16 protein-coding genes and 1 pseudogene are annotated in these 21145 nt (G+C 54.7%); 9 read left to right on the top strand and 8 right to left on the bottom strand.

Features of this window, described 5'->3' with window-relative positions; translation table 11 throughout:
* Together WG929_RS18990 and hemE are read left to right on the top strand one after the other, a co-directional pair.
* A pseudogene (locus tag WG929_RS18990) lies at positions 1-3443 on the top strand (hypothetical protein); the annotation flags it as partial.
* A gap of 103 nt (positions 3444-3546) precedes the next feature.
* A complete protein-coding gene (gene hemE, locus WG929_RS18985) occupies positions 3547-4611 on the top strand; it encodes a uroporphyrinogen decarboxylase (protein WP_369856387.1) in 1065 nt (354 codons plus the stop codon).
* Positions 4612-4687: 76 nt separating this feature from the next.
* Here the strand turns inward: hemE and radA are convergent, their stop codons facing one another.
* On the bottom strand, positions 4688-6058 hold the full coding sequence (gene radA / locus WG929_RS18980) for a DNA repair protein RadA (RefSeq protein WP_416207331.1): 1371 nt from the start codon (positions 6056-6058) through the stop codon (positions 4688-4690).
* 186 nt (positions 6059-6244) lie between these two features.
* On the opposite strand from radA, the gene WG929_RS18975 reads away from it, so the two are divergent.
* Positions 6245-6913, top strand: a complete 669-nt coding sequence (locus tag WG929_RS18975; RefSeq protein WP_416207330.1) for a Frag1/DRAM/Sfk1 family protein — start codon at positions 6245-6247, stop codon at positions 6911-6913.
* Positions 6914-7250: 337 nt separating this feature from the next.
* Here WG929_RS18975 and WG929_RS18970 read toward each other — a convergent pair whose 3' ends face one another.
* The 4 genes from WG929_RS18970 to pomA all read right to left on the bottom strand — a co-directional run bounded on the left by WG929_RS18970 (position 7251) and on the right by pomA (position 10374).
* Complete coding sequence (locus WG929_RS18970; protein ID WP_416207329.1) at positions 7251-7976, bottom strand: 16S rRNA (uracil(1498)-N(3))-methyltransferase; 726 nt, start codon at positions 7974-7976, stop codon at positions 7251-7253.
* 81 nt (positions 7977-8057) lie between these two features.
* Positions 8058-8645 carry a PilZ domain-containing protein gene (locus WG929_RS18965; RefSeq protein WP_416207328.1) on the bottom strand — a complete coding sequence of 196 codons (588 nt, stop codon included), beginning with the start codon at positions 8643-8645 and terminating at the stop codon, positions 8058-8060.
* Positions 8632-9612: a flagellar motor protein MotB gene (locus tag WG929_RS18960; RefSeq protein WP_369856392.1), complete on the bottom strand. Its 981-nt coding sequence runs from the start codon at positions 9610-9612 to the stop codon at positions 8632-8634. Before WG929_RS18960 ends, WG929_RS18965 begins: the two co-directional genes overlap by 14 nt.
* A gap of 3 nt (positions 9613-9615) precedes the next feature.
* Positions 9616-10374 (bottom strand): flagellar motor protein PomA, encoded by a 759-nt coding sequence (gene pomA, locus WG929_RS18955; protein ID WP_416207327.1) that lies wholly within the window; start codon positions 10372-10374, stop codon positions 9616-9618.
* 146 nt (positions 10375-10520) lie between these two features.
* Between pomA and WG929_RS18950 the strand changes: the two genes are divergently transcribed.
* The 5 genes from WG929_RS18950 (at position 10521) to nosR (ending at position 16266) form a co-directional block, all read left to right on the top strand.
* A complete protein-coding gene (locus WG929_RS18950) occupies positions 10521-10772 on the top strand; it encodes an exodeoxyribonuclease VII small subunit (protein WP_416207326.1) in 252 nt (83 codons plus the stop codon).
* On the top strand, positions 10769-11668 hold the full coding sequence (gene ispA / locus WG929_RS18945; RefSeq protein WP_416207325.1) for a (2E,6E)-farnesyl diphosphate synthase: 900 nt from the start codon (positions 10769-10771) through the stop codon (positions 11666-11668). The genes WG929_RS18950 and ispA overlap by 4 nt, the downstream gene beginning before the upstream one ends.
* Positions 11669-11837: 169 nt before the next feature.
* Complete coding sequence (gene dxs, locus WG929_RS18940; RefSeq protein ID WP_416207324.1) at positions 11838-13718, top strand: 1-deoxy-D-xylulose-5-phosphate synthase; 1881 nt, start codon at positions 11838-11840, stop codon at positions 13716-13718.
* 201 nt (positions 13719-13919) lie between these two features.
* The gene (locus tag WG929_RS18935; protein ID WP_416207323.1) at positions 13920-14930 is read left to right on the top strand and encodes a sensor histidine kinase; all 1011 of its coding nucleotides are present in this window, start codon (positions 13920-13922) and stop codon (positions 14928-14930) included.
* The gene (gene nosR / locus WG929_RS18930; protein ID WP_416207322.1) at positions 14923-16266 is read left to right on the top strand and encodes a response regulator c-di-GMP phosphodiesterase, NosR family; all 1344 of its coding nucleotides are present in this window, start codon (positions 14923-14925) and stop codon (positions 16264-16266) included. The genes WG929_RS18935 and nosR overlap by 8 nt, the downstream gene beginning before the upstream one ends.
* 13 nt (positions 16267-16279) lie before the next feature.
* Here the strand turns inward: nosR and ribA are convergent, their stop codons facing one another.
* Positions 16280-16921, bottom strand: coding sequence for a GTP cyclohydrolase II (gene ribA, locus WG929_RS18925; protein WP_416207321.1), 642 nt, complete (start codon positions 16919-16921; stop codon positions 16280-16282).
* A gap of 232 nt (positions 16922-17153) precedes the next feature.
* Between ribA and WG929_RS18920 the strand changes: the two genes are divergently transcribed.
* A complete protein-coding gene (locus WG929_RS18920; RefSeq protein ID WP_416207320.1) occupies positions 17154-17834 on the top strand; it encodes a zinc metallopeptidase in 681 nt (226 codons plus the stop codon).
* Between the two features lie 296 nt (positions 17835-18130).
* Here the strand turns inward: WG929_RS18920 and WG929_RS18915 are convergent, their stop codons facing one another.
* Both WG929_RS18915 and WG929_RS18910 read right to left on the bottom strand, forming a co-directional pair.
* Complete coding sequence (locus tag WG929_RS18915) at positions 18131-18601, bottom strand: phosphatidylglycerophosphatase A family protein (protein ID WP_416207319.1); 471 nt, start codon at positions 18599-18601, stop codon at positions 18131-18133.
* Between the two features lie 108 nt (positions 18602-18709).
* Entirely contained in the window at positions 18710-20977 is a 2268-nt protein-coding gene (locus WG929_RS18910; RefSeq protein WP_416207318.1) for a primosomal protein N', read from the bottom strand.
* Between the last annotated feature and the right edge of the window lie 168 nt (positions 20978-21145).

The raw sequence follows: 21145 nt of genomic DNA, 5'->3' as shown, positions 1-21145 counted from the left end.
AATGGACAGAAACCATAGCCTGTGCGGCTGATGCTGGATCGTTCAGCGTCGCCAGCCAAAGCCTGACCAGCGCGATCGAAACCCGGTATACCGCCGGTGCGGCAGCACCAACCTGTAGCAGCAGCGAAGTGACCGCCAGCCTGTACCTGGCAGGCGGTAGCGACGTGCTCGACAGCATTGTCATAGCAGTGGCGCTGGCTGAGTCAGGCAGTGAAGTAGTTGTTCCTGGCTTGGGTGCTGGTACTGGTGCGGTCTTTAATGAAGGCACCTTGCTACTTAGCGGCTACAATATTCTTGTTGGTGAAAGTGTGACCGTGACGGTGAGCGGCGTGAATAAGTCGAATGCCAATACGGCGCTCACAGACACTTACCAATATGTCTTTACTGATACTTGTACCGATGAGTCAGGCAGCATAATTGCCAATGCGGGTGTTTTTGCTATAGAAAGTACTTATAGCTCTTCAAACACGGTTACCAGTACGTATCGAAATCTGAAGTGTGAGGGTGTTATTACAATTAAAGTGCAGCTGAACGATTCCTCCGGCTCTCCTGTGATAATAAACAGCGACGTAGTAATGGCATCAACCTCTCTGGATGCTGCCAAGCCTCTGCTGGGGTATGGTGAGGGTTCATCGTTTATTAAAGATGAGGTTGCGGGTGAAACAGAGCTGGATGGAGAAAGCGAAACAATCCTGTTACTGAATCTGGTCGACCCTTTATCCGCCAATGCATTGATCACCAACGAAAACGCTATTCTGGAGTGGTTTGCAGAGCCACCTTCGGGCTGCTCGGTCAAAGAATTCAGTGTCAAGAAGCAGAGTTTTGTTTCTGGTGAGGTGACAACCCGCTATACGACAGATCTGACAGTGAGTGGTTGTATTGGTACGCATAGCATTACAGCGCTTGTGTCTGATAGAACTTCCACGGCTTCTTGTATTTTTGGCGGCGATACTTCTGGCTGCCTGGCGATACTGACGCCTTTTAATATTGATGTGACGGAAGGTATCGACCCTCGCTTGGGAACTGGTGAAGAAGACACTTTTAGTGAAGCAAATATGACTATCTATCCAGCGAGTATTGGCGCTGGAAGTAGTGCTTTGATTTCCGTCAACATTGTTGATGCGAACAGCTCGCCCCAGTACCAGAAGATTAATAATCGATCGTACGGTGTCACCGTGACTTCTGGATGTGCCTCTCAGGTCCCTGTCCAAGCCTCTTTTACTTACGATGAAACCATCGTGGCCCAGGGACAGGTGACCTTTAGTTACAGTGCGGACGGTTGTACTGGTACAGACAATATCGAGGTTGAACTGTTCAAAGTGGTGGATGGCGTGATTGATGTCACCTCTTCTCTGGGGGTTGCAACTGGTACGATTAGTATTGCGGACGTTGAGCTGGGATCAATCGCCTACGTGTCCGCAACGGCAGAGGCTATTTCCATCTCTACCATTGGTGATGCAGTATTGCCGAAACAGTCTGTCTTGACCTTTGCTGTAACAGACACAAACGGAGAACCGCTTGAGAATGAAACCGTTGAGTTTACTCTGACAAACACAACAGGTGGTGTTTCTCTGGCCCAGCCTTCGGATGTAAGTGACGGTAATGGTGAGGTGACCGCAATTATTAACTCTGGCTCAGCCCATACGGTGGTGGGTGTTATTGCCAAGGTTCAGGTGGCCGGTGAAGATACGGATACTGACACGGATGATGTCTATATTCAGACCAGTTCTCAGCCAATATCCGTCACCACCGGCATCGCCGACCAGGATAGTTTCCAGCTGTCGGTAGATACCTTTAACCCTGGTGCTTTTGATGTGAATGGCACCGAGGTGAATGTGACCGTGTATGCCGCAGACCAATACCAAAACCCGGTAGCCAATGGAACCATTGTTAACTTCACCGCCGAGAGCGGTATTGTTGAACCTTATTGCACGACATCTGGCGGGGTGTGTTCCGTGGTTTGGAGTAGTAGTGGTGTACGTCCTGGTAGCTCTGATAGTGATCTGGAGCGCGTAAATGAGATTGATCCACAAACCAACCCTACTAATGCTTCGGGCATTGAGGACGCTAGTGGTAACCCACTAGCTGCTAAAACGACGGTTTTGGGCATGACAACCATTATGGCGTATACCGTCGGTGAAGCTGGATACACCGATGCGGATGGTGACGGTCGATTCGATATTTACACCAATAATACTACGGACTTGGATGGTGATGGCCTGACAGATACCGACATCAACCAAGATGGCACTCCTGATGCGGATACGAACGGTGACGGCTACATTGATGTAGATCTTGATTCTGACGGTAACATTGATATTGATGCCAATAACGATGGTATCTATGATCTGGATCTCAACGGTGATGGCGATATCGACCGGGATCAGAATAGCGATGGTTGGGTGGATGAAGATGTGAATACCGATGGAGTGATTGATGTTGATATCAATACCGATGGCCTCATTGATGTGGATAACAACACCGATGCCCTGATTGATACAGATACCGATGGTGATGGTTTTATTGATGTGGATCTGAACGGTGATGGTGAACCGGATTCAGACATTAATGCGGATAACCTGGTTGACGTAGACTACAACCTGGATGGTCTGATTGACGAAGACCTAAACGCAGATGGTTACATTGATGAAGACGATAACAGTGATTCTGTGATTGATGCCGTTGATGTTGATTCCGTTGCTTTCCAGGCTGCTGTTGGCTTCCCGGCTCCCGTCGTGTACACCGTTGGGGTTGCCATTGTAGAAACGTCTATTGCTGCACCGGTTCAATATGTGTCAGCAGGGTCTGCCTTGACTGAACCGTATGTGCTCTTTGGTGAAGCATTCCGGGATGACAACTGGGATCAACAACCTACCCGCAATGACAGCGACCAGTACTATGTCGAGTTCTTCGCTGACTATGATGAAGACGGTAGCTACGACGCTGCTCCTTCGAATGGTTATCAGGGCACTATGTGTACCGAAGAGGCGGTTGCTGTCGGTGATGATCACTGTAGCTCCTTGATGCATGTTCGCGACAGTGTGCGCATTATTCAGAGTGCTGGTTTGTCAGCGGCCAGCATCCGTATCTGGGCGGATACCGATAGCGATGGTACCTATACGGAAGCCGAAGGAGATACTTACACTTTGGGTGCTTCCGGTGGCTTCTACGTTCTGGCTCAGGATGAGAATGGGAATATCCCGCCGTTTGGTACGACGCTGACAGCGGAAGCGGATGGCTTCAAAGTACGAGGAGATGGCCCGGTGGCTAATTCTCTGGGGATTTTGTATGCCAATGGTGTAAGTCGTTACCCGGCTTTGGATAAATTGCCAAGTTTTGGTGAAATGTACTTCATCAGCTATGAAGTGGACGGTGTGGGTGTTTCCATTGAACTGAATTTGAACAATGGTAGTTATGAAACACCTCGGGTTCTGTACCCATAACCCTTGCCAATGTGGCCTCTTGTCTGAGGCCACAAATCAATAACCCTCGCGTCATTTTTGCTATCATCCGTCGCCAGTACTTTTCTTGCGACGGATGATTTGCATGTCCCCACTTAAAAACGACCGTTTTCTTAAAGCGCTGCTGCGCCAACCTGTTGATCGCACGCCTGTTTGGATGATGCGTCAGGCCGGGCGCTATCTGCCTGAATATCGTGCCAGCCGGGGAGAAGCCGGCGACTTTATGTCGTTGTGCAAAAATCCCGAACTGGCGTGCGAGGTAACGATTCAGCCGCTGGAGCGGTTCCCGCTGGATGCCGCTATCTTGTTCTCCGATATTCTGACCATCCCTGATGCTATGGGGCTTGGCTTGTACTTCGAGACCGGTGAAGGCCCACGCTTTAACAAGATCATCCGTACCGAAGCCGATGTTCAGAGCCTGAAGGTAGTGAATACCGAGTCGGATCTGGATTACGTCTTGAAGGCCGTGAGTACGATTCGCTCCGAACTGAATGGCCGGGTGCCGCTGATCGGATTCTCTGGCAGCCCCTGGACGCTGGCGACCTATATGGTAGAAGGCGGCTCCTCCAAGGATTTTCGTCATGTGAAAGCGATGATGTACGACACGCCGGAGGTCATGCACCAGCTGCTGGATGTTCTGGCCAAGTCGGTGATCGATTATCTTAATGCCCAGATTCGGGCGGGTGCCCAGGCGGTACAGATTTTTGATACCTGGGGGGGCAGTCTGAGTGATGTGGCTTATCAGGAATTTTCGCTGCGCTATATGCGCCAGATTGTGGAAGGGCTGACCCGTGTGTATGACGGTCAGCAGATTCCGGTGATCCTGTTCACCAAGGGAGGTGGTCAGTGGCTGGAGTCGATGGCAGATACCGGCGCGGATGCGCTAGGACTGGACTGGACGACAGATATAGGCCAAGCCCGTCGTCGTGTCGGCGATAAAGTATCCTTGCAAGGTAATATGGATCCGTCGGTGTTATACGCTTCCCCGGCGACGATTCGTACTGAGGTCAAACGTATCCTGGACAGCTATGGTTATGGCACCGGCCATGTGTTTAACCTTGGCCACGGTATTCACCAGTTTGTCGATCCTGAACGAGCCAAAGCTTTTGTTGAAGCGGTGGTTGAGCTGAGTCCGGGCTATCACGGTTAACGGTTAGAGGGGGCGCTACGGACGGAACAATGCCTGTCTGTGGCGGTCATTCAATGCCGCTAACGGGCGGTCAGATCTAGATATGTTCCAGCGCTTGTTGCAGGCGTTCAACGCCAATCACGGTCATGCCATCCGGCATGACTTTAGGCATATTGGCTTTGGGTACAATCGCGCGCTTGAAACCATGTTTGGCAGCCTCCCTAATACGTTCCTGTCCCGATGGTACCGGGCGTATTTCCCCTGATAGCCCGACCTCGCCAAAGACAATCATATCCTGCGGCAGTGGTGTGTTGCGGAAACTCGACAGCGCTGCGAGCAAGAGCGCCAGATCCGCGCTGGTCTCGGTGACCCGTACACCGCCGACCACGTTGATGTACACATCCTGATCACCGAGATGAATGCCACCATGGCGGTGCAGTGCTGCCAGGAGCAGGTTCAGCCGGTTCTGGTCGAGGCCAACCGTGACTCGTTTGGGCTGGCCAAAATGACTGTCATCCACCAGTGCCTGGATCTCGATCAGCAGCGGTCGGGTACCTTCCCAGATGACCATCACGGCGCTGCCGGGTGAGGGCTCGTCACTGCGGCTGAGGAAAATGGAACTGGGGTTTTTGACTTCTTTCAGGCCGCTATCCAGCATGGCAAACACGCCCAGCTCGTTAATAGCGCCAAAACGGTTCTTGATGCCCCTGAGGGTGCGGTAGCGGCTGTCGTTGGAGCCTTCCAGCATGATGGAGCAGTCGATCATATGTTCGAGTACCTTTGGCCCAGCCAGAGTACCGTCCTTGGTGACGTGCCCAACCAGCAATAGCACGGTGTTGGTCTGTTTGGCGAAGCGGGTCAGCATGGCGGCACTTTCACGTACCTGGGAGACGCTACCGGGGGCGGAGTCCACCCCTTCGACATGCATGACCTGGATTGAGTCGATCACTACCACGCGGGGCTGATGCTGCTGCAGGGTCTGAATCAGCTGTTCGACGCTGGTTTCACTGAGCATGTTGAGCTGGTCCATTGGTAGTCCCAGACGTCGTGCGCGCATCGCGACCTGCTGCAAGCTCTCTTCCCCGGTCACATACAAGGCGGGCATCTGGCGGGCGAGGGAACACAGGGTTTGCAGTAGCAGGGTGGATTTGCCCGCGCCCGGATGACCGCCAATCAGAATCGCGGAACCCGGCACCAGTCCGCCGCCGAGCACCCGGTCAAATTCCTGCATGCCGGAGCTGAATCTGGGGACTTCATCGAGATTGACCTGATCCAGGCGCTGGATGCCGGTTTGCCCAGCCGCGCCGGTGTAACCACCCAGTGCGGCATTCCGTGCCGGGGTTTTGGCCGCTGCGACGACAAATTCCTGCAGGGTATTCCAGGCACCGCAGCCGGTGCATTGCCCTTGCCATTTTGAATGGTCGGTACCGCAGTCGGCACAGACATAAGCGATTTTCTTTTTGGCCATGAGTTCGATGTCGGATCTGGTGGGCAGTTAGGAACAATGTTGAAGGATACCATTGTTCGGCAACAACCTTGGTGTGTCCGCTAATAAGAGGCTTGCGGCGATCTTGTGGGGTGCTGTTTTTACCGAAGTAATTCGCCGATCGGCACGGCATAATGGCGGGCCGTTTATTCTTCAGTCGGAGTTTCCATGTCGTTCGGTCAAAGCATTGCCCTGATGAGTTTTTTACTGTCGATGGGTACGATTGCGGTTACCTATGGTGTCGCTATCAGCCAGGGTACTGCAGAGATATGCAATCCGTTTCTGGATGGCTGTACCGACATCACCCATACCGGCATGAAAGGCGATGCCGGGTTTATTTTCCGTGGCGGTATGGTGGCGGCGTGTGTGTATTTTGTGATCTGGTGGCAGCTGATGAATGCCTGGCTCAAACCGGTTTCCGGGCCAGTCAGTCGAGGACTGATGCATTTTTTCGGAGTGCTGGCCGCGCTGGGGTTGCTGACTGGGACGGCGGTGTTACTGCCGGAAAAAACTGCGACTCATTGGGGGGTGCATGTACGCGGAGCCAATCTGTTTTTTCAGGGCATGCTGGTAGCGCTGAGTATTAATTATGTGTTGGTCTGGCGTGGCCGCAAGGCTGGGTTGGTGGTGCCATCGTTCTGGTTAAAAACGGTGTTGATGGCGTTACTGTGGTTGCAGTTTATTGTTTTTGCCGGAGTCACGATTGGGGCTGATATGAGTCATGGTAAACGGATTATCGAATGGTGGGCTACCTTGTTTATCGGCGTGTACTTCCTCAGTAGCTGGTGGGACTGGTCGTCTTTGCGGCTAAACGTGTCGGAAGCAGCCAAGCCTTGATGTGCCATGGTTATTAGGGGGCGTTCTCAATTGGTCAATCGGAGCTGCTGAGAGCCCGTTGGCTTCAGAACACGGCATGAGGAGTGCCTCCTGTGTTTAATAAACAGGGCGAGCTCAATAAGCGACGAATAACACCGTTCTGGAGTCAACTGGCCTCAGTCCGAAGGGTTATGGTTAAACATCCATCATGCGGTGTTGTTGAGCTTGAAAAGGGCCCACCATTCTCTGCGTTCAACGCCTTGCCTGATGGATTTTTTCTCCATAACAGGACACGTTAACTAATTGAGAATACCCCTAGTGACGCGGCTCAACCCCGGCGATCTGTTCCGGTAATCTGTTAAAAGTCACCCCACAAGAATTGCAGTACCGAGACTGCCGCGAGGGCTGCAGTTTCGGTACGCAAAATACGCGGTCCCAGCAGCAGCCCCTGAAAGCCATGTGTCGTACCTGCAGCAACTTCGATATCAGTCAGGCCGCCTTCGGGGCCAACCAACAGCGCCACACTGGCCGGGTTTTGTTGTTGCCCTAACGGCTGCTGGTTGTGTGGATGCAACACCAGTCGCAGTTCGGCGTCGCTTTGGGCGTACCAGTCATTCAGGTTTACGGCGGGCAAGACTTGCGGGATACGGTTGCGGCCGCTTTGTTCACAGGCGGATACCGCGATTTTTTGCCAGTGTTCCATTTTCTTGTCCAGGCGTTCGCCTTTCAGTCGTACATCGCAGCGTTCACTGAAGAGAGGGGTGATTTGGCTAACGCCCAGTTCAGTGGCTTTCTGGATGGTAAAATCCATCTTGTCACCCTTGGAGATCACTTGTCCCAGGTGCAGGCGCAGTGGTGGTATGGCATCCGCTACCGATGCCTCAAGCAGACACACTGCGGCCTGTTTCTTGCCGGCGGTGGATATTGTACCGCTGTATTCGCAGCCGTCGCCGTTGAACAGCCGTACCGGTGCACCAAGACCCAGTCGTAATACCCGCAGCAGATGAATACTGGGCTGTTCGTCCAGGGTAACGGTTTGTCCGACGATCAGGGGTTGGTCGGTAAAAATTCTCGGTGACGACATTCTGCTCTCCACTGGCAATCGCTGCGGATAATAGCAAATTGGCCCGGATATTCGGCAATGGTAACCCGCCGAATCGTCAGCTTATCGATCGTGCGGGCGTATTTGCCGCCGTTGCAAGCTCATCATATGTTGAATCAGGATTTCCTGATCGGTATTACGGATCGGGTTGAAGGCAACGCGAATCCGGGTGCTGTCTGGCTCGCTGCCCGCTTCCAGGGCGACGATACGGCCATTCAGTACCAGTGTCGTATGATCCGGTAGCAGAGTGAGATGGAGTCGAAGGTAGTGGGCCTCTGAGACATCGGTATGGGTCTCAAAGCGGATGCCACAGGCGCTTAGGTTCACATTGGCCAGGTGTTCATCGACGTCAATGGTGGTTTGTAATTCCAGCCCGGCAACCCGGTTTAACTTCTGGTTCATCAGTCGCAGCAGCGCGGCGACTTCTGGTTGCTGTGAGCTGACGCGATGCAGCAGACTGGTGATCTGTTGTTCCAGTTCGACCAGGCTGTCGACGGCCGGATCGTCGGTTGGCGCTATGGCGAGTACTTCTATTCCGAGCAAGACACGATCGTCCAGACGGAAGTACTGGCGTCGTTCGTTGCCATCCCAGGTTTCAGGGGGCCTGGATTCGAGCTGCCTGGCGAGTGGCGCAGTATCAGAATATTTCATTGGGGCGTAACTCAAAGTCTTCCGGTACGGCGTTGACGGCGTTGTCGATTTGCTTCATATCCGGTTCGATCTCCGGCTGGCTATCGCTATCATTTTCTCGCGAACGCAAGATGATGATTTCAACCCGGCGATTGCGCGCCCGCGAAGCGGAGTCCAGGTTCTCAACCAGCGGTTGGGTCGAGCCGTGACCGACGACCTGAAAACGACTGGCATCCATTTCCGGGGCGGCAAACAACTCTTCCGCAAAAGCGACTGCACGGGCGGTAGATAGTGACCAATTGGAGCGGAATCGCCCGCCACGGACAGGCACGTCATCGGTATGGCCTTCGACAGAAATCAGTCCGGGAATCGTGACCAATACGGTACGAATTTTATCGATCACCGGCAAAAACCGGTCTTCAATGTAGTCTGAGCCGGAGCGAAATGCACCGCGTTGCTGAATGCGGATAATGATTTTCTGGCCCACGGTTTCAATTTCAATCTGGCCCTGGGCAATTTCGTTTTCCAGCAGGTTGGCCACTTGCAAGGCATTGTCTTCCGTCGCCTTGTTCTGCGCAGCTGCATCCGCTTGTACCAGAATACGGGTTTGTTTGCCTTGGTTGCCCTGAGCTTCTTGTTGCTGGGTAATTTCATCCTGGCACATCACTTCCAGTGAACTTTTGGTGATATCACTGGTGACTTGGCGTACCTGATTGATCGGCGTGGGTTCAGGAATGGACGGACTGAAGTGGCGGGCAATCACACTGGTGCCCTTGGGGGGATCGGCGGCATTGACGACGGTCTGGACACCAAATGCGTCGCGCAATTCTCCGGCCAGGCGTTTGAATTTGAGTGCATCCATTTCTGAGAACGACAGTAACAGTACAAAAAAGCACATTAGTAGCGACATCAGGTCGGCAAAGGTCATTACCCAGCCGGGTATCCCGGCGGGACAGGGTGGGCATTCCTGTTCTTCTTCCGTTGCCATGACCTAATCGCTCGCTGTTGTGCGCTTGCCTTCGGCAATATAGGCCTGCAGCATGGATTCAATCACCCTCGGATTCTGGCCTGCCTGAATGGCCAGCAAGGCGTCGATAATCATCGATTTCAGCCGACCTTCCTCGTTCATGCGCAACCTGAGCTTGTCGGCCAGTGGCAAGGCAAACATGGTGGCCAGCATGGCGCCGTACAAGGTGGTTAACAATGCCACGGCCATGGCGGGGCCAATGGTTTTGGGATCGTCCATGTTCGCCAACATGGCGACCAGACCAATCAGTGTACCAATCATACCCATGGCCGGGCCGGTATCCCCCAGATTCTGGAAGATAGACGCGCCCATATCATGGCGATCGGTGGCGAGTTTGGCTTCCTTGCTGAGAATCGAACGCACCACGTCCGGGTCGTGGCCATCAACCAATAGCTGGATGCCTTTCCCCAGAAATTCATCGCTGACTTCCTTGCCTTCCAGCGATAGAAGGCCACCCTTGCGTGCCAGTCCTGCCAGCTCCACCACTTCTGTAATAATAGTTTCCGGCTTGCTCAGTTTGAATGAAAAACCTTTGCCGCCGACCTTGGCCAGAGCAAGGAACTGGCCCAGTTCATATTTCATCATTACCGCAAAAAAGCTGCCGACAAAGACGATCAGAATCGACGGCACGTTTACAAACATAGCGATATCGCCGCCCAGAATCATGGCCATGACGACAATGCCAAATGCACCTAATAAACCTACCAGTGTTGCGAGATCCACAGCGGCTCCTTCTGAATTCCTCGAACCATGAGATCAGTCTAGTCAAACATCCGGGTTATTCCTGTTCTGAGGTAAAAACTGGCCGCTGCACTTGTTGAAGCCACGGACAGGCGCTACTGTGGCGGCACACAGCGCGGGTAGGTGTTATGAGCGATACACAACAAACATTTGATTTTGAACAGTCATTGGCTGAGCTGACCTCTCTGGTGCAGCGGATGGAAAGTGGTGAGCTGACGCTGGAACAGTCACTGGGTGCCTTTGAACAAGGCATTCATCTGACTCGATCCTGTCAGCAGGCGCTGGCTGAGGCAGAACAGAAAGTCCGTATCCTGACCGAACAGAACGGCCAGAGCCTGTCTCAGTCGCTGCCTCCAGGTGGTCGGGAAGCCGTTGAATGAGTCTGTTGCCGGAACGGCTGGCGGCCGTGCAAACACAGTTGGAACAGCAATTGCGATCTGCCGTCGTACAGCTCGCCAGCAGTGACCCACGACTGGCAGATGCGATGCACTATGGCTTGCTGAATGGTGGCAAGCGCTTGCGCCCACTGCTGACCTACGCTGCGGCTGAAGCCCTGGGAGGACAGCCGCAGCAAGCTGACAGTGCGGCCACGGCGCTGGAAATGGTGCACAGCTACAGTCTGATTCACGACGATTTACCGGCGATGGACGACGACGATCTGCGGCGTGGTAAAGCCACTACCCATATCGCCTTTGATGAAGCCACGGCTATTCTGGCAGGGGATGCACTGCTCACTGGAGCCTTTGAAGTACTGTTGGCAGATCAGTCACTGGCGGCTGAACAACGGCTGGCCATGACGGTGCTGTTGGCCAAGGCGGCAGGAGCCGCAGGAATGGTGGGTGGCCAGAGTATCGACCTTAACCATGTAGGCAAGCCGATGTCTCTGGTTGAATTGGAGCGGATGCACCGTGGTAAAACCGGTGCGTTGATTCGGGCGGCAGTGATGATGGGCGCGATGTCCGTGTGCTGGCCTCTGGCTGCAGAGCAGGAGCAGGCGCTGCTGGACTACGCCAATGCGATTGGTCTGGCCTTTCAGGTACAGGACGATATTCTCGATGTTGAAGGGGATACGTCCACGCTGGGGAAGCAGGCGGGTGCGGATGTCGCACTCAATAAACCGACTTATCCGGCGCTACTGGGGTTGGAGGCTGCGCGTCAAAAAGCAGCAGAACTGTGCCAGCAAGCTCAGCAGGCATTGGCGCCTTTGCAGCAGGACGGTGGACACACCGGGTTACTGCACCAGATTGCGGATTACGTGATTCATCGTAACCATTAAACCTGGTTTCATAAACGGGACGACCGGTTGCGGTTGGACGGATTCGTGACCAATGTGGTTTTGGCCTACTCAATGGCCACTGCAATCGTTAGAATAGTCGACCTTTTTTGCCATTACGTAGCGGCATCTGCCATTTCCTGATGCTCAACGACCGGAAACACAACGCCTGATGTTTACCGAAATACCGAGTGCTCGCCCTCTTACCCCGTTACTGGATGCCATTAATCAGCCCGCCGACCTGCGTCTGCTGGAGCCAGAGCAACTCCAGGAAGTCTGTCACCAGCTGCGAGAATATCTGCTTTACAGTGTTGGCCAGTCGGGAGGGCATTTTGCCGCCGGGCTGGGGGTAGTCGAGCTGACGGTGGCACTGCATTACGTTTTTGATACCCCGAATGACCGTCTGGTCTGGGATGTTGGCCATCAGGCCTACCCGCATAAGATACTCACCGGTCGTCGCGAAGAAATGACCCGTATCCGCAGCGAATATGGCCCGGCGGCTTTTACGCGTCGTGAAGAAAGCGCTTACGACACCTTCGGGGTTGGCCATTCCAGTACCTCTATCAGTGCGGCACTGGGCATGGCGCTGGGATTTCGCCAGCAAGGGTTGGAACACGAAGCCGTTGCCATTATTGGTGATGGTGCCATTACGGCAGGCATGGCGTTTGAAGCCCTGAACCATGCTGGTCACGAAAAAGCCGATATGTTGGTGATTCTGAACGACAACGATATGTCGATCTCCAACAATGTGGGTGGATTAAACAAATATTTCACCCGCATCTGGTCGAGCAAAACCTACTGTGCCATGCGTGCCGGTAGCAAAAAAGTGCTGGAGAAGATTCCTGCTGCCTGGGAATTTGCCCGTCGCACCGAAGAGCATATGAAAGGCATGGTAGCTCCGGGCACCCTGTTTGAAGAGCTGGGTTTTAATTATTACGGCCCCATCGACGGCCACGACCTGAACGAGCTGGTGCATACCCTGAGCAATCTGGCGAAGATGAAGGGGCCACGTTTCCTTCATATCGTCACTCGAAAGGGCAAGGGTTTTGCACCGGCGGAGCAAGATCCGATTGGCTATCACGCCTTGAAGCCAGTGCGCAGTGTCTCGACGGCGGTAAAAAAACCGACCTATTCCAATGTGTTTGGCGAGTGGCTGTGCGATATGGCCGGTGCTGACCGTCGGCTGGTGGGGATTACCCCAGCGATGCGCGAAGGTTCCGACCTGGTTCGCTTCTCGCACGAATTTCCGGATCGCTATTACGACGTTGCCATCGCTGAACAACACGCGGTGACCCTGGCTGCCGGACTCGCCTGTGAAGGGTGCAAACCGGTTGTGGCGATTTATTCGACCTTCCTGCAGCGCGCTTACGATCAGCTGATACACGACGTTGCCCTGCAAAATCTCGATGTATTGTTTGCCATCGATCGGGCGGGTCTGGTGGGTGAAGACGGCCCGACCCATCACGGCGCTTTCGACCTCAGCTATTTACGCTGTATCCCCAATCTGGTGCTGATGACGCCCTCAGATGAAAATGAATGCCGTCAGATGTTGTACACCGGTTATCAGCACGAAGGCCCGGCTGCAGTACGTTATCCCCGTGGCAGTGGTGCCGGGGTTGAACCGGAGCAGACCATGACGGCCTTGCCGTTGGGCGAGGGACGCGTATTACGCCAGTCTGCAGCTGTCGCTGGCAAACGGGTGGCGCTGCTGGCCTTTGGTGCACCCTTGAGTACCGCGCTGGGAATTGCTGCTCAACTGGATGCCACGGTTGCCGATATGCGCTTTGTGAAACCGCTGGATGATACCCTGGTCGCATCACTGGCGGCATCACATGATCTGCTGGTGACGCTGGAAGAAAACGCCACAGCTGGCGGTGCCGGTAGTGCAGTGCTGGAATCGCTGGCCTCCGCCGGTTTGTCTGTTCCAGTGTTGCTGAGTGGTTTGCCGGATCGCTACATCGAGCATGCCAATCCGGGTCGTCAGTGGCTGGACGCGGGACTCGATAGCGTCAGTATGCTGGACCGTGTTCGGCAGCGTCTTGCGCGCTGCTGATCGCCGTCACACCAGACTGTTAATCAGCGTATAGCCAGTTCGCACATCTTTCCTGCCTGCTGTCCGTCTGGCTGTCTCGGCCAGACTCTCTGACGATTACATGGCAGTCAATCCCGGCTAACATTCTGTAACACGTTCTTCCTCCGAGTTGATTAATCGGTGCTTTACTTAGGTAGACATCTGTTTTTTTGGGGGGTAGGGGTGCACTCACATCACCTGCTATTGATTCCGGCTCTGGTACTGGCACTGACGCTTGGGTTTGCTGGCGTCTCTATCCTGCCGTGGGTGCTGTTGGGGATGGCCTCTATATGGCCGCTCTGGCGCTCAGCTTCCGCCGTCACTGACAACGCCGAGCCGCAAAACCAGGCCGCCGGCCAACAAGTAACCGCAGATCAACTTCGGCATATTAAACAAATGGAACGTTTGGCGGCAGTTGGTCAGCTGTCTGCCGGCATCGCCCATGAAATCAATAACCCGGTGGCGTATGTGGGCAGTAATCTGCATGCGATCCGTGCTGACATGGACGGTTTGTTGCGCTTTGTCGGCGCTGTTGATAACGCCGGTAACCATCTTGATCCCGCCAGCGAGGCCTATCGTCTGATACTGTCTGCCTATCAGGATGAGGGTATCGCCGATATCGTCTCACTGATGCCCGAACGGGTGTCCGACAGCCTCGAAGGGGTTGAGCGTATCAGCCATATCGTACGGGATATGAAACGCCTGATGCGAGGTGATCAGGGACCAAAATCCCCCAGTAGTATCAACGACGAACTCAACGCCATTATCAATATTGCCAGAATCGGGATTGGTGGCGAGCTAACACTGAAGGTCGGCTTGCTGGACGATTGTCCCCCGGTGGTGTGTAACCCTGCACTGGTTGGGCAGGTGGCGCTGAATATCCTGGTGAATGCCATACAGGCGGTGGATGAGCGGTATGGGGAAGTGGGTATTTACCAGCGGCAACATGCCCACGAGCTGGAAATTGTTATCTCGGACAATGGTATCGGCATCGGTGCGGATGCGGTCGCCCGCGTATTTGAGCCATTTTACACCACCAAGTCGGCGGATGAAGGTACCGGCATGGGCCTGGCGCTAAGTCAGCAATTGATCGAGGAGCATGGAGGCCGTATTGAGCTTGAAAGCGAACTCGGTGTGGGCAGCTGTTTTCATATTTATTTACCCCTGATAGCGGAGGAGAGTAACCGTGTTTGAAGAGTGTCTGGCGCCGGAAGAGAGCGTCAAGGTTGGCCGGATTCTGCTGGTTGATGATGAACCCGCCATACTGCAAGCTCTAAAACGACTGTTATGTCGGCAATATGAGGTGATGACCGCTGACAGTGGTCAGCAAGCGCTGGATTTGCTTGAGCAGGGGGCGTTTGACCTGCTCATCTCTGATATGCGCATGCCTGGACTGTCGGGTGCGGATTTGCTCAAGGTCTGCGTTGAGCGTTGGCCCGAGATGGTGCGAGTGCTGGTGACCGGCTATGCCGATATGGAATCCACTATTCGTGCGGTTAACGAAGGCAATATATACCGTTATATCAACAAGCCCTGGGATAACGACCAGCTGTGCTCGGTAGTGGCTGATGCCTTACAGTGCAAAATACTGCAAGAAAAGAACGAAAAACTGCAGGCCCGTATCAAAGACCAGAACGAGCAGCTGGCATTATTTAACCGCGAGCTGGAACAGCAAGTGGAGCAGAAAACCGATCAGGCAGGAACGGCAGAAGCCAAATTGGAAGAAGCTTACCGCAGCCTGGTGCAAGAATTTAACAGCATGGTGCTGTTGCTGGTGGGTATGGTCGAGCAACGTAATGGTGAAGAACCCGGCAGTAGCGAACGACTGGCGCGCTTGAGCAAGCTGTTTGGGGAATTTGCCGGTCTGGTAGGACAACCGATTCAGGATTTGTATTATGCGGCGCTGTTGAAAAACATCGGCAAGATTACCTTGCCCGATGCCGTGCTGATCAAATCATGGACAACCATGAACCGGCTGGAGAAAAAAGAGTACTCCCGCTTTCCCGTGAATGGCCAGACCACCTTGATGCTGCTGGAACCGCTGCAAAATTCTGCCAATATCATTCGCTCGCACATGGAGCTGTACAACGGCAAAGGTTTCCCCGATCGTCTTGAAGGGGATGCCATCCCGCTGGAATCACGCATTCTGCGAATCGTGACGGATTACGTCGACCTGCAGCGCGAACACAACTTTCTTGGCGAAAAACTCAACGAAGACGATACCCGCACTTACATGATCAAAATGGCGGGCTTGCGTTATGACCGCGCACTGATCGATCTGTTGATGGAAGTACTGGAAGATTTTGATGAAGGTGTTGTGCCCAATATGGACCGTATTCCCATCGCGGCAGCCAAGCAGGGCACCATACTGGCAAAAAGTCTGATCAGCCCGGCGGGTGTAGTGCTGCTGTCGGAAGGAACATTACTGACAGAGCGCCATGTCAGTAAATTACAGGCGTTACAGCGTCAGTTTGAAGGGCATCAGATCATGTTGCAAGTGCGCCACCCGGACAGCTCTGGCAGTGAGTGAGGCCGCGTGACCATCACTCTCCGACCGGTTCGTCGTCCTGGTGGGTCAAGGGCGCCGTGGCGGCAGCGCTGCTGAGCATATGCCCCAGTTTGCTGGCTTTGGTGCTTAGATAACCTTCATTGTACGGGTTTCTGCCTACTTCGAGGGCGACGCGCTCAACCACCTTGACGCCAGCGTCTGACAACGCTCTTACCTTGCGCGGGTTGTTGGTCATCAGGCGGATCGCATAAATACCCAGGTGGCTCAGCATCGGTTCGCACATGCTGTAATCACGCAGATCGGCACCAAACCCCAATTGCTCGTTGGCTTCGACCGTATCGGCACCCTGATCCTGCAGATGATACGCCCGGATCTTGTTCAGCAGCCCAATGCCGCGACCTTCCTGGCGCAGATACAGCACCACACCATGGCCAGCTTCGGCCACGGCGCGCATGGCTTCTTCCAGTTGATAGCCGCAATCACAGCGCATGCTGAACAGCGCATCGCCGGTCAGGCATTCGGAGTGAGCGCGTGCCAGCACCGGCTCGCCGTTGCCAACATCCCCCAGCGTGAGTGCCACATGCTCTTTACCCGCGACGGTGTCTTCAAATCCATGCATGGTAAAGACGCCGAACGGCGTTGGCAGCTTGGACGATGCAATGTATTGGATACTCAAGGCTCTCACCTCCGATAAAACAAGCGGCGTAGTCTATCAGCCAGGACAGCGATCACCCAAGTTTCCCTTGCCTTAAAAGCGGGGCTTCTTGATGTCACAATGGTCAGAATCGCTGGCTCAGGCAGGATAAAAAGCCTGAAAATGGCACACTTTTCATTAATTCTTGCGTTACGGTCGGGATTTTCTTCCTGCCGGAGCGTCTGGTTAACACACTGTTGCACAGGATAAATAGATGCTGATGATCGTCGGAGTTGTTCTGCTGTTGCTAGCGCTGATCTTGCCTGGCGTCTGGGTACGGCATGTACTTGTTCGCCACAGCTCGGCACGGGTGGATTTTCCCGGTACGGGCGGCGATATGGCCCGCCACCTGGTCAACAAGTTACAGCTGGCCAATGTGGTGGTTGAGGCGACGGAACAGGGGGATCACTATGATCCGCAGCAACGTGCGGTGCGGTTAACAGCGGACAAGCTGGACGGAAAATCGCTGACGGCGGTCGTGGTGGCAGCCCATGAAGTGGGTCATGCCTGGCAACATCAGCGTGGTGAACGCATGTTTTACTGGCGCCAGGGGCTGGTCACACTGGCGATCTGGATGCAGCGTCTGGCCCCGGTGGCGCTGCTGCTATCGCCCTTGCTGCTGGCGGTACAGCCGGGTTTGTCGCGCTGGACTCTGCTGGCAGCGGTACTGGCGATGAGTATCAATGCGCTGGTGCAATTGGTGACGCTACCGGTGGAACTGGATGCCAGCTTTAACAAAGCCTTGCCACTGTTACAGCAGGGCCAGTATCTGGATCAACAGGATATGGTTGCCGCGCGACAGATACTAAAAGCGGCAGCGTTAACCTATGTTGCCGGATCACTGGCCAGCCTGCTGAACGTCTGGCGTTGGCTGCGTTTTCTGAGGCGGTGGTGACGGCATTAAAAGATGCCTCCTACGCGCTGGATTGGGTGCGGGATGGCGTATCCGCCACTCGTACACTTGCTCTGGGTACTCACGAAGCGGTAGTGCCGGGTTTGGTCTGCCAGAGCAGGACGGTCTGGAGGTACTGCGACGGTTGCGAGCGGTGATGCGTCGTCAAGACGGGATGCCACGGTGAAACTGGCTAACGGGGTCGTGAGTCTTGATCTCGGGCTGGAGGATAACGCCTGGTGTCTTGTCTCTGTCCATCGGGAATCGCTGCGTTGGATCCTTTTTACCGGATACCCTTATCAGCCAATAAACGCATGCGCAGCCTGTATCACTACCCAGGCAAATATCCCCGCCAGCACATCATCAATCATAATGCCAAAACCGCCATGAACCTTCTGGTCGAGCCATTTAATCGGCCAGGGTTTGAGGATGTCGAAAAAGCGGAACAAGACAAATCCCGCCAGAATCCATGCCCAACCAGAAGGCAGCGCGATATAGGTAATCCACAAGCCGATCCATTCATCCCAGACAATGCCGGGGTGGTCATGTACGCCCAGGTCGTCGGACGTGCGTTGGCATAAATACACGCCGAATGCGAAGCCGGATAGCAGCACCCCCAGATACGGTAGCAATGGCATATCGTGTAGCAATAGCCACCAGATGGGCAAGGCCGCCACCGTGCCGAAGGTGCCGGGTGCCTTGGGGGCAAGGCCGGAACCCAGGCCGAAAGCCAGCCAGTGAGTCCAGGATGTCAATTGAGTTCGAGCCACAGGCCACTCCGTCAGCACATATCAGAATAAGAGTCATGGTGCAAAGGCAGCGATCATAAGGTGATGCCCGGCAGACTGCCAGTGGTTATCCGGGACGATCGGCCAAGGTCACAGCGTATCTTGCGGGTCGATATCCAGATGCCAGCGCACCTGATGAAAGCCTTTTTGCTGGTGGAGAAAATCGACCAGCGGATCCAGCACGGAATGCAGGCCGGTGCGTTCGCCGCTGAAAAGCTGCAGTTGCTGGCGAAAACGGCCGGCGCGACGTTCCATAATGGCCGGAAATGGCCCGACCAATACCAGAGGACTGAGTTGGTCTGGCTGGTTGCGGCACTGGGCCGACTGTTGTTGTAAAAACTGGCGAGCCAGTTGCAACAGCTGCTCGGCGAGGTGACGTTGCGGTGATTCGGCCCGCAGCATGGCCATATGGCTGTACGGTGGCAGTTGTTGTTGCTGGCGTTCTTGCAGCAGCGCCAGCGCCAGCGCGTGGTAGCCGTTATCGATCAGCAGGTTCAACTGCGGATGATCGGCATACAGGGTCTGAATCCAGACTTCACCCGGATGTTCGGCGCGGCCAGCACGGCCAGCGACTTGCAATATGAGTTGGGCGGTGTGCTCCATGCCACGGAAATCGGCACTGAACAAACCGGCATCGGCATCGACAATCACCACCATGGTGACCGCCGGAAAATGGTGACCCTTGGCCAGCATCTGGGTACCAATCAACAGCCGCTTACCGGGTGCATGAATATCTTGCAGTAATCCGTCGAAGGCCTGCTTGTTCCGCGCGGTATCGCGATCCACGCGGGTAGAGGGGACGTGCGGGAACAGCATCGACAGCTCATCCTGCAACCGCTCAGTGCCTTGTCCCAGAGCGCGGATTTTGTCGCTGTGGCAGTTAGGGCAGAATCCGGGCACTGCCTGCTGAAAGTCACAATGATGGCAATGCAGATGTAATGGCGACTGATGCAGGGTCAGGCGCGCATCGCAACGTCGGCACTCGGCCAGCCAGCCACATTCCTGACAGGCCATCAGTGGGGCATAACCGCGCCGATTGATAAAGACCAGCACCTGGCGATTGGCATCCAGATGTTGCTGCATTTTGGCAATCACGGGTTGCGCCAGACCAAAGGTCAGCGGTTGATGCAGGATGCTGTGCAGCTTCATACCCGGCGGCTTGGCGTTACCTGCTCGCTGGGTCAGTTTGAGGTGCAGGTAGCGGCCGGTCAGAGCGTTATGCAGTGATTCCAGCGATGGGGTTGCTGACCCCAGCACGATAGGAATCTTGGCCTGTTTGGCGCGCACCATGGCAAAGTCGCGGGCAGAATAACGCACACTGTCCTGCTGCTTGAATGAGCCGTCGTGTTCTTCATCCAGAATAATCAGCCCGAGATCGGGCAGCGGCGTAAAGACCGCCGAGCGGGTACCAATCAGAATCCGGGCGCTGCCATCGCGGCACTGGCACCAGGCCTGCAAGCGTTCACGATCATTCAGGCCGGAGTGCATCAGGGCAACGGGTACATCAACCCGCTCACGGAAGCGTTGCACCGTTTGTGGCGTCAGACCAATTTCCGGCACCAGTACCAGCACCTGCTGACCCCGTTGCAGTACCTGTTTGAGATGCTGCAGATACACTTCGGTTTTGCCTGAGCCGGTGATGCCTTCCAGCAGACTGGGCTGAAATCGCCCCAGCTGTTGGTTCAGTTGCATCAGGGCCTTGTGTTGCTCCTCGTTGAGTGGCAAGTCGTCGCGTCGCAGTGGCGCGATGGCCGGTATTGGCAGCCGTTGTAGTGTTTCGATCAACCCCAGCTCTGCCAGCCGTCGCAGTTGTGCCAGGGTAAAACCCTGGGCCGTCAGCTTGGCATGCGTCCACACCGGTTGCTGCTGGAAACATTGCCACAGCGCCTGCTGTTGCTTGCCGCGTAAGGCAGTTTTGGGCTTGCTCAGCAGCTCGGGGTTGGTTTGTGGTTCTGAAGTCTGTGGTTCGGAGTCGATCTGAGGCAGGATAGCCCAACTTTGCTCTTGTGCCTCTTGCAGGGATCCGCCCCGACGCAACAGTGCCGGTATCATCAGCTCCAGCACATCGCCAGGGCTGTGATGATAATAGCGCGCCAACCATCGCCCCAGTGTCAACTGACTGGCATCCAGCAAGGGTTCATCATCGAGACGTTCCAGCAAGGGTTTGAGCTTGCCAGTGGGGACATCTGTGGTGTGTGCGGTACCGACCACAATGGCAGTCAGTAATTGCTGGCCAAAGTTAACCCGTACCCGCTGTCCGGGCTTCCAGGTGTCTTCCTGCTCACCAGCGGGAGGAAGATAGTCGAAACAGCGCCGTAAAGGCACTGGTACAGCGACCTGCACGACGTAAAAAGGCATGAAAAAACTTGCTGACAAAAAAGGCTCTGGTATTATGCGCGTCCTTATTGTCTGTGCAAGGGGCTGATGCGCGGTTTACCGCAGTCATTACTCCATGGCGACAGCGAGTATTTGAAGTTTTTCTTAACAGTAACGCGGTGCCTGTCCGATGGTCGGAAGGTGGCGGCG

The organism is Oceanobacter antarcticus (genome assembly GCF_044962685.1).
Lineage (GTDB): Bacteria > Pseudomonadota > Gammaproteobacteria > Pseudomonadales > Oceanobacteraceae > Oceanobacter > Oceanobacter antarcticus.
This window is presented reverse-complemented; position numbering and strand designations above follow the sequence as displayed.

Excerpts from the sequence above, each read along its gene's own strand:
- WG929_RS18975 (WP_416207330.1), top strand. The coding sequence starts at position 6,245 with ATGTCGTTCGGTCAAAGCATTGCCCTGATGAGTTTTTTACTGTCGATG.
- WG929_RS18910 (WP_416207318.1), bottom strand. The coding sequence starts at position 20,977 with ATGCCTTTTTACGTCGTGCAGGTCGCTGTACCAGTGCCTTTACGGCGC.
- hemE (WP_369856387.1), top strand. The coding sequence starts at position 3,547 with ATGTCCCCACTTAAAAACGACCGTTTTCTTAAAGCGCTGCTGCGCCAA.
- WG929_RS18965 (WP_416207328.1), bottom strand. The coding sequence starts at position 8,645 with ATGAAATATTCTGATACTGCGCCACTCGCCAGGCAGCTCGAATCCAGG.
- radA (WP_416207331.1), bottom strand. The coding sequence starts at position 6,058 with ATGGCCAAAAAGAAAATCGCTTATGTCTGTGCCGACTGCGGTACCGAC.
- WG929_RS18970 (WP_416207329.1), bottom strand. The coding sequence starts at position 7,976 with ATGTCGTCACCGAGAATTTTTACCGACCAACCCCTGATCGTCGGACAA.
- ispA (WP_416207325.1), top strand. The coding sequence starts at position 10,769 with ATGAGTCTGTTGCCGGAACGGCTGGCGGCCGTGCAAACACAGTTGGAA.
- WG929_RS18920 (WP_416207320.1), top strand. The coding sequence starts at position 17,154 with ATGCTGATGATCGTCGGAGTTGTTCTGCTGTTGCTAGCGCTGATCTTG.
- WG929_RS18950 (WP_416207326.1), top strand. The coding sequence starts at position 10,521 with ATGAGCGATACACAACAAACATTTGATTTTGAACAGTCATTGGCTGAG.
- dxs (WP_416207324.1), top strand. The coding sequence starts at position 11,838 with ATGTTTACCGAAATACCGAGTGCTCGCCCTCTTACCCCGTTACTGGAT.
- WG929_RS18960 (WP_369856392.1), bottom strand. The coding sequence starts at position 9,612 with ATGGCAACGGAAGAAGAACAGGAATGCCCACCCTGTCCCGCCGGGATA.